Origin of the sequence: Pseudomonas sp. AF03-9 (assembly GCF_020515815.1) — a bacterium.
Lineage (GTDB): Bacteria > Pseudomonadota > Gammaproteobacteria > Pseudomonadales > Pseudomonadaceae > Aquipseudomonas.
Genome location: NZ_JAHPJF010000003.1, coordinates 84,998 through 96,806, shown reverse-complemented (window position 1 = coordinate 96,806; position 11,809 = coordinate 84,998). Strand labels below are relative to the sequence as shown.

At 60.2% G+C, this 11,809-nt stretch carries 13 protein-coding genes and 1 tRNA gene; 6 read left to right on the top strand and 8 right to left on the bottom strand.

Features of this window, described 5'->3' with window-relative positions; translation table 11 throughout:
• Position 1 precedes the first annotated feature (1 nt).
• On the bottom strand, positions 2 to 364 hold the full coding sequence (locus tag LIY36_RS07430) for a 5-carboxymethyl-2-hydroxymuconate Delta-isomerase (protein ID WP_226455281.1): 363 nt from the start codon (positions 362 to 364) through the stop codon (positions 2 to 4).
• A 55-nt stretch (positions 365 to 419) separates the two neighbouring features.
• On the bottom strand, positions 420 to 1,343 hold the full coding sequence (locus LIY36_RS07425; RefSeq protein WP_192299146.1) for a LysR substrate-binding domain-containing protein: 924 nt from the start codon (positions 1,341 to 1,343) through the stop codon (positions 420 to 422).
• A 128-nt stretch (positions 1,344 to 1,471) separates the two neighbouring features.
• Between LIY36_RS07425 and LIY36_RS07420 the strand changes: the two genes are divergently transcribed.
• Complete coding sequence (locus LIY36_RS07420) at positions 1,472 to 1,648, top strand: hypothetical protein (RefSeq protein WP_226455280.1); 177 nt, start codon at positions 1,472 to 1,474, stop codon at positions 1,646 to 1,648.
• Between the two features lie 135 nt (positions 1,649 to 1,783).
• Entirely contained in the window at positions 1,784 to 2,176 is a 393-nt protein-coding gene (locus tag LIY36_RS07415) for a VOC family protein (RefSeq protein WP_226455279.1), read from the top strand.
• Between the two features lie 123 nt (positions 2,177 to 2,299).
• Here the strand turns inward: LIY36_RS07415 and LIY36_RS07410 are convergent, their stop codons facing one another.
• Positions 2,300 to 2,443, bottom strand: coding sequence for a hypothetical protein (locus tag LIY36_RS07410; protein WP_192299149.1), 144 nt, complete (start codon positions 2,441 to 2,443; stop codon positions 2,300 to 2,302).
• A gap of 198 nt (positions 2,444 to 2,641) precedes the next feature.
• Here LIY36_RS07410 and LIY36_RS07405 point away from each other — a divergent pair, with 198 nt between their 5' ends.
• Both LIY36_RS07405 and LIY36_RS07400 read left to right on the top strand, forming a co-directional pair.
• The gene (locus tag LIY36_RS07405; protein ID WP_226455278.1) at positions 2,642 to 3,946 is read left to right on the top strand and encodes an MFS transporter; all 1,305 of its coding nucleotides are present in this window, start codon (positions 2,642 to 2,644) and stop codon (positions 3,944 to 3,946) included.
• The gene (locus LIY36_RS07400) at positions 3,946 to 4,704 is read left to right on the top strand and encodes a substrate-binding domain-containing protein (RefSeq protein WP_192299382.1); all 759 of its coding nucleotides are present in this window, start codon (positions 3,946 to 3,948) and stop codon (positions 4,702 to 4,704) included. The genes LIY36_RS07405 and LIY36_RS07400 overlap by 1 nt, the downstream gene beginning before the upstream one ends.
• On the opposite strand, the gene LIY36_RS07395 is transcribed toward LIY36_RS07400, so the two are convergent.
• Complete coding sequence (locus LIY36_RS07395) at positions 4,696 to 5,598, bottom strand: LysR family transcriptional regulator (RefSeq protein WP_226455277.1); 903 nt, start codon at positions 5,596 to 5,598, stop codon at positions 4,696 to 4,698. The genes LIY36_RS07400 and LIY36_RS07395 overlap by 9 nt on opposite strands.
• Positions 5,599 to 5,727: 129 nt before the next feature.
• Between LIY36_RS07395 and LIY36_RS07390 the strand changes: the two genes are divergently transcribed.
• Both LIY36_RS07390 and LIY36_RS07385 read left to right on the top strand, forming a co-directional pair.
• Positions 5,728 to 6,597: a hypothetical protein gene (locus LIY36_RS07390; RefSeq protein ID WP_226455276.1), complete on the top strand. Its 870-nt coding sequence runs from the start codon at positions 5,728 to 5,730 to the stop codon at positions 6,595 to 6,597.
• 594 nt (positions 6,598 to 7,191) lie between these two features.
• The gene (locus LIY36_RS07385) at positions 7,192 to 8,418 is read left to right on the top strand and encodes an MFS transporter (protein WP_192299152.1); all 1,227 of its coding nucleotides are present in this window, start codon (positions 7,192 to 7,194) and stop codon (positions 8,416 to 8,418) included.
• Positions 8,419 to 9,014: 596 nt separating this feature from the next.
• On the opposite strand, the gene LIY36_RS07380 is transcribed toward LIY36_RS07385, so the two are convergent.
• The 4 genes from LIY36_RS07380 to bamC form a co-directional block, all read right to left on the bottom strand.
• A tRNA-Ser gene (locus LIY36_RS07380) sits at positions 9,015 to 9,104 on the bottom strand.
• Between the two features lie 84 nt (positions 9,105 to 9,188).
• Entirely contained in the window at positions 9,189 to 9,902 is a 714-nt protein-coding gene (purC, locus tag LIY36_RS07375; RefSeq protein WP_003172493.1) for a phosphoribosylaminoimidazolesuccinocarboxamide synthase, read from the bottom strand.
• 27 nt (positions 9,903 to 9,929) lie between these two features.
• Positions 9,930 to 10,688 (bottom strand): MBL fold metallo-hydrolase, encoded by a 759-nt coding sequence (locus LIY36_RS07370; protein WP_192299153.1) that lies wholly within the window; start codon positions 10,686 to 10,688, stop codon positions 9,930 to 9,932.
• Between the two features lie 4 nt (positions 10,689 to 10,692).
• Positions 10,693 to 11,808, bottom strand: coding sequence for an outer membrane protein assembly factor BamC (bamC, locus tag LIY36_RS07365; protein WP_192299154.1), 1,116 nt, complete (start codon positions 11,806 to 11,808; stop codon positions 10,693 to 10,695).
• Position 11,809: the final 1 nt, after the last annotated feature.

The following is an 11,809-nucleotide window of genomic DNA, read 5'->3' as shown; positions in this document are numbered from 1 at the left end:
GTCAGCCGATGGCGACTTTACTGTAGGAATCGCGATCTATATCCAGCAGTTCGACGCTCAATTGAACCTGCACGCCTTCAGGCCACACGCTGAGCTCCTGCAACACAGCCAGCAGGCTTTCCGAGAGTTGCTTCTTGGCCTGCGGCGAACGCCCACTGAGCAATGCCAGGCGCACCGCAACAAACCCACGCTCGTTCAGGCCGGTGCCGACACGGAAATTCTCGACCTTGCACGCACGGCTTTTGATGTCGAACTCGGCGCCGAACTGACCGGAGGCCACCAACGCATGGTTCAGGCGCAACAAGGCCTTGTCGGTGTCCAGTTGCGTCAGGTTGGCGGTGTATTCCAGGTGCAGGTGCGGCATGGGTGTCTCCGAGGCTAACGTAGGAAGATTTCTAGATATATCACGGATAAACGCCTCAGGCTTGGGTTGCCAGGCCGCGGTCACTCATAAACGCTTCCAGTCGTGAACGCACCCAGCGCTCGGCCGGGTCGGTGTCCACGTGGCTGAGCCAGACCATGGACAAATCCAGGGTTGGCGTCTCGAACGGAAACGGCTCGCAGAACAGGTTGCCCGACACGGCCATGGCCTCGGCGGTGTAGTCCGGCAGGCTGGCGATCAGGTCGGTGCCGGCCAGCAGCGCCGGCAATGCGCTGTATTGCGGCACCGATAACACCACCTGGCGCTTGCGGCCGATCTCTGCCAGCCACTCATCGGCAAACCCGGAGACATTGGCGGTGTGGGACACCAGCACATGGGGCCGTGAGCAATATTCATCGAGGGTCAGCGGTGTGTCGGACGCGTCGGCGCGCAGGATACGCGGGCGGATATGGCGCAGCAGTTTGCGCTTGGCATTGGCCGGCAGGCCACGGGTCTGGGTGATGCCCACGGTGATGTCGCCAGACGCGAGCAGATCGGGGATGCGCCAGTAGTCGACGTGCTGCACCACGAACACCACCTTCGGCGCTTCGCTGCGCAGGCTGCGTAGCAAAGGCGGCAGCAGGCCGAACTCGACATCGTCGGACAGGCCGATACGAAAGGTCATGGAACTGATCGAGGGGTCGAAATCGTGGGTCAGGCTCAAGGCTGACGACAGCGAATCCAACGCCGGCGACAAGTGCTGGATGATTTCCTCGGCGCGCGCGGTGGGCTCCATGCGATGACCGACGCGAATGAACAGCGGATCGTTGAACAATGTGCGCAGACGGTTGAGCGCCGAACTGATGGTGGGCTGGCCAAGAAACAACTTCTCCGCGACCCGCGTGACGTTGCGCTCCAGCATCAGTGCTTCGAAGACCACCATCAGGTTGATGTCGGCCTTGCGTAATTCATTGCGATTCATCGGCGCCTGCCCTTTCCCCACGACAAGCCGCAGTGTAGGAAGCCCGCGGGGCTGCGTCTATGTGCACACTGTTCATCCGGCGGCTTTGGGACTATAAATCAGCGTTTGAAGGTCGCGGGAACACCATCGTGTGGGTCATTATCGCCTTGGCCATTGTCGTGGCCGGGCTCTGTATCTGGGTTGTTCAGTTCATCGCCTCCCCCACCGTGAGGACGCTACTGCGCGTGTTCATCGGTTTGTGCCTGGCGGCGGTGATCGCCTTTGTGGTGCTGGCGGCGGGGTTTCCGACGTCGTTGCTGGTGTAGTGCCCTTTTTGTCTGCTTGTGGAATGGATGCCCTGCTGTGATAAAACCAACCCTCTGCCTCGCCTCACTGCTGTTGATCGCCAGCTACCGCCCAGGGCTGCTACCTCTGCCCACTACCGACAAGGACCGCCAACCATGAAATTTGCCTACACCATCATCTACGTGCCCGACGTGGCCGCCTCCCTGGAATTTTTCGAAAAAGCCTTCGGCTTCAGTCGCCGTTTCCTGCATGAATCCGGCACGTATGGCGAGCTGGAAACTGGCGAGACCACGCTCTCGTTCGCTGCCCATGAACTGGGGGAGATGAATTTCCCGGGCGGCCATGTGCAGGCGCATGCCTCCAAGCAGCCCTTGGGCATGGAGGTGGGGTTTGTGACTGAAGACGTGCTCGTCGCCCATGCCAAGGCCCTTGAACACGGCGCGACCGAACTGTCGGCGCCGAGCGCCAAGCCGTGGGGGCAAGTGGTGTCGTATGTGCGTTGTCCGGATGGGACGCTAGTGGAGTTGTGCACACCTATCCAAGGCTGAACATAGAAACCCTGTGGGAGCGGGCTTGCTCGCGAAGGCGGTGGGTCAGTTGAAGTATCTGTAACTGACACACCGCCTTCGCGAGCAAGCCCGCTCCCACATTTGATCTTCACCGCCGAGGGATCAGGGTTTGAGCGGACGCTCCTGATCCCGTTCGGAAAGCTCTGTACCGTCGTCTGGATGCTTCCAGGTCTGTGGCTTTTCTTCCTCACGTCGCCGGGGTTGCTCACCCTGTGGCACTTCCCGTGGTTTCTGTTTGTCAGTCATGTCCATCTCCGGTCCTTAAAAATGGGTCGCACTTTCAAGCATAGAACAGCGTCGGCATTTGCGGCGGGGCCGGCCATTGACAACCAACGCGCATCAATCCATCCAAATTTGTCACTTTTCATTTCTAAATGTGTCAGCCACTATTCTAGGTCTTAAGCGAAACAAGCACTTTTAAAAGAACGCTGGAGACACAAAACCATGACTAGTCCGACCCGGCCCGACGCTGCCCACTCTAAAGTTGGCGCGGTATTTCGCGTGACTTCGGGTAACTTCCTTGAACAGTTCGACTTTTTTCTGTTCGGTTTCTACGCCACCTACATTGCTGCCGCGTTCTTCCCCGCCGCTAATGAGTTTGCGTCATTAATGATGACCTTCGCCGTGTTCGGCGCAGGGTTCCTGATGCGTCCGTTGGGCGCGATCATCTTGGGCGCCTACATCGATGACGTCGGCCGCCGCAAAGGGTTGATCGTGACCCTGTCGATCATGGCAAGCGGCACGCTGTTGATCGTGCTGGTGCCGGGTTATCACAGCATTGGCCTCTGGGCGCCGTTGCTGGTGCTGCTGGGGCGCCTGCTGCAAGGCTTCTCGGCCGGCGCAGAGCTGGGCGGTGTGTCGGTGTACCTGGCCGAAATGGCCACCCCGGGCCGCAAAGGCTTCTACACCAGCTGGCAGTCGGGCAGCCAACAGATCTCCATCGTGGTCGCCGCCGCACTCGGTTACGGCCTGAACGTGTGGATGGAGCCCTCCGTGGTCGCCGATTGGGGCTGGCGCATTCCGTTTGCCGTCGGTTGCGTGATCATTCCGTTCATCTTTGTGCTGCGGCGCAACCTGCAGGAAACCGAAGAGTTCGCCAACCGCAAGCATCGCCCGACCATGCGCGAAGTGCTAGCCACCCTGGTGAAGAACTGGAGCGTGGTCATCGGCGGCATGCTGATGGTGGCGATGACCACTACCGCGTTCTACCTGATCACCGTGTACGCGCCGACCTTCGGCAAGACCGTGCTGCAACTGAGCACGTCCGACGCGCTGCTGGTGACCTTGCTGGTGGCCGTGTCGAATTTTGTCTGGCTGCCCATCGGTGGCACCTTGAGCGACCGTTTCGGGCGCAAACCGGTGCTGATCGCCATGACGACGCTGACCGTTCTCACGGCTTACCCAGCACTGTCCTACGTGGTGAACGCCCCCAGCTTTGCCCATATGCTGGAAACCCTGCTGTGGTTCTCCTTCCTGTATGGCATGTACAACGGCGCAATGATCCCGGCCCTCACCGAGATCATGCCGGTGGAAGTGCGCGTGGCCGGTTTCTCCCTGGCCTATAGCCTGGCAACCGCGATCTTCGGCGGTTTCACCCCGGCGATCTCCACCTGGTTCATCCACATCACTGAGGACAAGGCTTCGCCGGCCTACTGGATGATGTTCGCCGCAGCCTGCGCGCTGTGCTCGACCCTGGCCCTGTATCGCCGCGCCAACAGTCGCGGCCAGGTGATGCAGGGGGCGGCATGATGAAGCCGCTGCTCAATACCCTGACGGCCCTGGCCCTCGGCGCGCTGGCGCTGGCGGCCCAGGCCGAGGAGCTCAAGGTGATGACCTCCGGAGGTTTCACCGCTGCCTATAAACTACTGGGCCCGCAATACGCCCAGCAGAGCGGCGACACCCTGGACACCATTCTCGGCCCGTCGATGGGCAAGGCGCCGGAAGCGATTCCCAACCGCCTGGCCCGTGGCGAACACGCGGACGTGGTGATCATGGTCGGCTACGCCCTGGATGACCTGATCAAGCAGGGCAAGGTCGACAAGGCCTCCCGCGTGGAACTGGCGGACTCGCGCATCGGCCTGGTGGTGAAGGAAGGCGCGCCCAAACCGGCGATCGGCACCGATGCCGAGCTCAAGGCAGTGCTGAGCAAGGCCAAGTCCGTGGCGTATTCGGACAGTGCCAGCGGTGTGTATGTCGAGAAGGAGTTGTTCCACAAACTCGGCATGCCGGCCAAGGGCAATATGATCGAACGCATCCCGGTGGCCTCGGTGGTCGCGAAGGGGGACTACGAAGTCGGTCTACAGCAGGTCGCGGAATTGTTACCAGTGCCAGGGGTGACTTACGTCGGAAAAATCCCGGAGGACGTGCAGTCTGTGACGCGTTTTGCGGCGGGTATTCCCGTCAATGCCGAACACCCGGCGCAGGCCAAGGCGCTGCTGCAATTCCTCGCCTCGCCCGCAGCGCAACCGGTGGTGCAATCCACCGGCCTGGACTCGGTGTCACGCTGACCGAAACGGCATCTCCCGCACCAATCGCTCCAACTCCAGCGCCGCCGGCGGCAACGTCCGTCCGCGGCGCTTGATCAAGCCCACGTTGCGCATCACCTGCGGTTCCACCAACGGCACGCTGACCAGCAGCGGGTGTTCGTTTGCCGGCATGGCAATCGAAGGCACCATCGCCACCCCCAACCCCGCCTCTACCAGCCCGATCATCGTGGTCACGTGGTGCGTCTCGCAGATGCTCGGCTTTTTCACCCGCACGCCTCGCAGCGCCTGATCCAGCAGGGAGCGGTTGCCTGAAGTCTTATCCACGGTGATGTAGTCATGTTCATAGGCCTCGGCCCAAGGCACGCTCTCACGCCCGGCCAACGGATGATCACGGCGACACGCCAGCACATAGCGCTCCTGCAGCAGCAACTCGAACTCCACTTCATCAGCCAGGCTGCCGCTGAAACTCACGCCAAAGTCCGCCTCGCCACTTTCCACGGCGTTGCACACTTCACCGGCGCTCGCGTCCAGCACGCGCAGGCGAATTTTCGGATACAGCTTGTGGAATTCGGAGATCACGTGGGGCATGAAGTAATACGCGGTCGACGGAACGCAGGCGATGGTGACATTGCCCATGCGCGTGGAAGCAACGTTGCTGATGCCCATCAGCGCGATGTCGAGGTCGTCGAGCATGCGCTCCACCTGCGGCAGGAAAGCGCGGCCGACCATGGTCAGGCTGACCCGCCGTGTGGTGCGCTCGAACAGCTTGACGTCGAGGGCGGACTCGAGCTTTTCGATACGTCGGCTGAGCGCCGGCTGCGAGATCCGGATCGCCTCGGCAGCGCCGCGAAAGCTGCCCTTGTCTACCACGGCGCGGAAGGCTTGGAGGTCGTTGAGGTCGAAGTTGATGATCACGAAGAAGGGCCAATGAGGTCGATTTGTCGGCCATTATCATACGAATGCAGCGGCAACAGGCCTGCGCGCATTTAAAAAAACCCCTCACCTGCGTAGTCTGCATGCCGAATCCTATCGACCGAGCGATCAATGACCTCCCGATTCCATAACAAAAACCCATTGCGTCTCTGGCGACTCGGGGCGTGCCTCGTCGGCGCTCCGGTTATCGCCGCCCTCGGTTTCTTCGCCTGGCAGAGCTTCTACCCCGTGAGTGCGGCGAGCGGTTGGAGCGTTCAGGTGGTACACCGCGACGTGGCGAAAGCGGCATCGCTGATGCCGTTGCCGAACGGCTCACTGATGGTCAGCCAGGAACTCGACAAAGGTCAGGGCAGCATCGTGCGCATCCACCCCGACGGATCGCGCGAGGTGGTGGTGGCCAACCTGTCAAAACCCGACGGCATTGTGCCAACCCGCGGCGGCTGGGTGTTCAGCCAGGAGTCCGCCGACCTGCCCGTCAGTTTCTACAAGGACGGCGTGGTCACCGAACTGTTCAAGGGTGACAGCGTGCAAGGCGTGTGGGTTGAGGGCGACGACCTCTACGCCATCGAAGATCGCAAGCCGGCCGGGCGCCTGCTGCGTTACCGCTGGAGCGACCAGTCTCTGACCGTGTTGCGCGACCAGGTGCAGGAAGGCGAAGCCATCGTGCGCTGCACGGACGGCCGCCTGCTCTACAACGAGAAGAAAAAGGGCGTGGTGCGCGAGCTGACCGCCGACGGCAGTGACCCGGTGGTGCTGGGCAATTTGAACCAGCCGACCTTCCTGATGTGCGACGAGCGCGGGCTGTGGATCAATGAAGATGCCACGCACCGGGCGCGATTGCTGCTGATTGATAAGCAGGGGCGCCAGCAGACCATTCTGTCGTTCCTCAAAGCCCCGCAGTCGATTGTGCCTACCGGGCGCGGGACTTATCTGGTGGCCGAGGGCGGGAGAAACCGCGTGCTGGAGCTGACGCCTGAGTAACATCTCCCGCGACGTAGATCACGGCCGCTGAAATCGCGATACCCGCGAACGACAATATTGAGAACGTCGAAAACTCCCCCCGAGTCGGTTTGAAATGGAAAAAACTCTAATCGCCTGCGTGCTGATCACTTGCCTGACCGGCTGTGTCGGTGCGCAACTTTCACTTCCCGAGCCAAAAAACGCAGCCGCTCCAGATCAGCGGGAATCATCCACGAAAGAAACCGAACGCCAATGGTGCGGCATGACGCTTTGGGTTGGGTTGCCACTGCCGCTGCAACTTCCCGTTTGCCAGTCACGCCCTCCTCCGTCCTACCTATACGCATGCGGCCCTTTCATGTTCCTGGGACCGATCATGCACAGCTACGAAGGTAATGCCTTGTGTGGAAAGTTTCTTTGAGAGCCATCGGCATACACGCACGCGGGGCACACCCCGGTGCCTGCCAGCGCGCCTGCCAGACGCTTCGCATCGATAGCACTGATGATTACTATCGAAACGAGCGCCTTCTTGATATTCGCAACCGATTCCTATAATCCCCTCCCTGACTCCCTCCCCTCGCCTGGCTTCAGGCGACATTCACCTCGGAACCCACCATCATGCCAAGCGCCAGCCAGGCCCCTAGCGGCCTTCCCGAACATAATCAGCAAAGCGTCAAACAGCAGTGGCTGGCCATTCTCTCAGTGGCCGTTGGCGCCTTCGCCCTGGTGACCAGCGAGTTTCTCCCGGTAGGCGTACTCAACGACGTCGCCAGCGACTTGGGTATCAGTGCCGGGCATGCCGGGCTGATGGTAACCCTGCCCGGCATCATGGCCGCCCTCGCCGCGCCTTTGCTGTCGGTGTTCATTGGCGCCATGGACCGTCGCTACCTGCTGATCAGCCTGACGCTGATCATGATCATCGCCAACTCGGTCGTGGCCTTTGCCAGCGACTTCAACCTGCTGCTGTTCGGTCGCGTACTGCTGGGCATCAGCATTGGCGGGTTCTGGGCCACAGCCATCGCCCTCAGCGGCCGCCTGGCGCCCAAAGGCGTGGGCGTGGCGAAGGCCACCTCGATCATCATGATGGGCGTCACACTGGCCACCGTGTTGGGCGTGCCCGTAGGCACCTGGCTCAGCGGCTTGATGGGCTGGCGCATGACTTTTCTGGTGACTGCACTGGTTGGCGTGCCGGTGTTGCTGGCGCAGGTCTTCCTGCTCCCACGGCTGACTCCGGAAAAAGCCATCCGCGTGAGTGACCTGCCGGCCTTGTTTATCAACCCACAAGCCCGGGTCGGATTGATCGCCGTATTGCTGATCGGTCTGGCGCACTTTGCCGCCTATACCTACGTCGCCCCTTTCTTCAAACAGAGTGCCGGTTTCGATGGGCCGACGATCGGCTCGCTGCTACTGCTCTATGGCGTGGCCGGCGTGCTGGGCAACATCTTTGCCGGTTTCGCCGCCAACCGCAGCGTGCGCAACACCCTGCTGCTGGTCGCACTGATGATCGGCACCAGCACCGCCCTGTTCCCCCATTTCGCCACTGGCATGACCGGCGCAGCGATGCTGATTGCACTCTGGGGCTTCGCCTTCGGCGCCTTCCCGGCCTGCGCCAGCATCTGGATGTTTGTCGTGGCACCCAAGGACGTCGAACGCGGCATGCCGCTCTTCGTCGCCTTGTTCCAGGTGATCATCGCCCTGGGCTCGTTCTTCGGCGGACGGATCGTCGATCAGATGGGCAGCTCGGTGTTGTTGAGCCTGGCCACGGCGTTGGTCGGGGCGGGTTTTGTGACGGTGCTGGTGCTGGGTCGCAAGGTGAGCAATAGCCTGGTGGCTCAACCGGCCTAAGCGGAAAGTCGTGGAAGCGGATCGGGTGTGACAATAATAGGGGGTAGCTCAATTCCATTTGTTGTAGAGATAAAAATCTTCATACTGACTTGGCATTGTTCAGAAATGCACAAATTTTTTATTTCAACAGCTCAAAGTAAGCGGCGTCCTGGTGTCCTATACAGCCCTGGAAACCAGGCACCAAAACTGTATATATAACCAGCTCCATGCATAACCCAAAATATGCACCAATGAATACTCTTTAATTGAGTAATTTCCTAGGCTGGAGCCGTTTACGGTGCCGGCGCAGTCCGAATCTTGGGAGGTTTGGCGACCTCTCGCCACAGGATGCGCGTCTATCTGTACGTCGATAGCGTCGTACAGGAGGTCATAGAAGGCGAAATAATCCATGAAGGTACGGATGTGACCCAGAAGCCTTCATAGAGGCTGCAAACGTCCTTCAGTTCGCGCTAGACGCTGCACAGCTGCTTGCTGACAGACATGCAAAAAAAGCGTCTCCAGACCGTGAGACGTAGGATTTGAGTAGTACAGCGGAGTAATGAAATCCGAAAACAAAAAAGCCCCGTAGACTTTGGTCTACGGGGCTTTTATTTGTATGGCGGAGAGATAGGGATTCGAACCCTAGGTACCGGTGAAGGTACAACGGATTTCGAATCCGTCCCATTCGGCCACTCTGGCATCTCTCCAACGGCGCGCATCATAACAGCGTGGTTCAGGAAAGCAAAGCTCGAAGCGAGATTTTTTTCCGTGCTATCAGATGCTTGCGTCGATTAAAGCGGTACGCCAAGACGATTGGCGACTTCTTCGTAGGCTTCGATAACGTCACCGAGGCCCTGGCGGAAGCGGTCTTTGTCCATCTTCTTCTTGGTGTCCTTGTCCCACAGGCGGCAGCCGTCCGGGCTGAATTCGTCGCCCAGGACGATGGAGCCGTCGTGGAACACACCGAATTCGAGCTTGAAGTCCACCAGCAGCAGGCCGGCGTCGTCGAACAGCTTGCTCAGCACGTCGTTGACCTTGAGGGACAACTCCTTCATGCGCGCCAGTTGTTCAGCGGTTCCCCAGCCGAACGCCACGACGTGGGATTCGTTGATGAACGGGTCGCCCTTGGCGTCGTCCTTCAGGAACAGCTCGAACGTGTAAGGGTTGAGCTTGAGGCCCTCTTCCACGCCCAGGCGCTTGACCAGGCTGCCGGCAGCGTAGTTACGCACGACGCATTCGACCGGGATCATGTCGAGCTTCTTGACCAGGCACTCGTTGTCGCCCAGCAGTTTGTCGAATTGGGTCGGAATGCCGGCCTCTTCGAGCTTCTGCATGATGAAGGCGTTGAACTTGTTGTTCACCATGCCTTTGCGATCAAGTTGTTCGATGCGCTTGCCGTCGAACGCCGAGGTGTCGTTGCGAAACAGCAGGATCAGGCGGTTGGCGTCGTCGGTCTTGTACACCGACTTGGCTTTGCCGCGGTAGAGTTCTTCACGTTTTTCCATGATGGGCTCCGCTTTGAGTGAGGTGGGCTAGGCGATGTGTCGCCAGTCGAGCCCTGAATCTTGATCGGCCAATTGCAGCCAGTCCGGGTCGCACCCGAGGGTGTCGACAAAACATTGCCGGGCAAGCGTCGGCAGGTTGTTCTTGCTGCTCAAGTGGGCCAGGACCAGGTGTTGCAGGTCTTGCCAGCCCAACTCATACACCAGGTATGCCGCCTGGTGGTTGTTCAAATGTCCCAGTTCGCCGCCGACCCGCTGCTTGAGAAAGTACGGGTAATGACCACGAGCCAGCAGGTCCCGACAGTGGTTGGCCTCGATCATCAACGCATCGAGGTCGCGGTAGCCGTCCAGCACCTTGGAGCAGTAGGACCCCAGGTCAGTGAGCACGCCGAAACGCCGCTCACCGCCACTGAAGACATACTGCGTCGGTTCCTGGGCGTCATGTGCGACGGCAATCACATCAATGCTCAACGCACCGATCTGCAGTTGCTCGCCACCGGCCAGGAAACCTCTAGGCTCGATAGGTTTGCGCATCCCGCGCAGGGTGCCGCGACTGAGGTACACCGGAAGATTGTAGCGCCGAGACAGCAAACCCACGCCATGCACGTGGTCGGCATGTTCGTGGGTTACCAGAATCGCGCTCAGCTGCGCGGGGTGTACCCCCAGGCGCAGCAGGCGCCGCTCGGTTTCTTTTAACGAGAAACCACAATCCACCAGCACATACGTGTCGTCATGTGCGACCAGCGTGCCGTTCCCTTGGCTACCGCTGCCGAGAACGGCAAAACGCATCGGATCAGCCCAGGTTGTCCTGAATCACGCCCAACACTTTGCGCGCTGTTTCAGCCGGCGCAACGGTGTTGATGTTCTTCTCGACGGTGACTTGCACGCTTTCGCCAACCTTGCTCAAACGAACCTGGTAACGCTCGGCGCGGGTCTCGATTTCTTCCTTGGTCGGTTTGCTGCCGAACAGCTTGCCGAAGAAACCTGGCTCGTCGTCTTTACGCTCGGCTTTTTCAGCCACGTTGATGTAGTACAGGCCCAGGCTGCGGTTGATGTCTTCAACACGCCAAGGGCCCTGCTCCAGGGCGCGACCAACACTGGCCCACGCACGGTCGAGGTCTTCGCCGAGGTTCAGCACTACGTTGCCGCTGCCGTCCTCGGTGAGGCTGACACGGCTCGGAGTATCGTAATCACGTGCGGCGAGCAGGGAGACCGAACCGCCCTTCTCGGAAATACGGCTCATGCTGGCCAGCATTTCGTCGACCAGTGCCGAATCAACACCGGTGTTGACCGAACGGTTGGTGAAATCAACGTTGGCGGTGCTGCCGGCAGGACGCTCGGCGCTGACCACATAGACTTCACTGGTATTACGCTGTACACCCGGCTCGATGCGCACACGCACACGGGTTTCGCTGTCGGAGGCTACGCCACCGGCCTGCAGGCGCTTGGCCATGGTGGCGGACAGTTCGTTGCCCTGCTGCCATGCCGTGGTGAATTCACCGGTCTGTGGACGCTGCTGGTCGATACGGAAACCGTTGTCCTGGAAGAACTGCACTGCCACTGGCCAGACTTCGGCGGGTGGACGCTGAGCAACGATCCAACGCGAATCACCGCTCTTCTGCAGGCTGTAGTCGCTGGCATCGGCCACGGCCGAGATCGGCTGTGGACGTGGCACGACGTACTCACCCTTGGTGGTGTCGTCGGCGACGTTGCGCGGGATCGGCAGCAACGGGTCAAGGCGCTTGGCGACGTTGACGTCCGGTGGCAGTTGCATCGGTTTGGTTGCTTGTGCTTCCAGGTAATCGCTGCCGCGGTCACGGAAGTAGCCTTCCGGGCCCCAGATCCAACCGCAGCCACTGGTGCTGGAGATAATCAAGGCAAGTGCGGAAAGTCCGGCCAATCGCTTCATG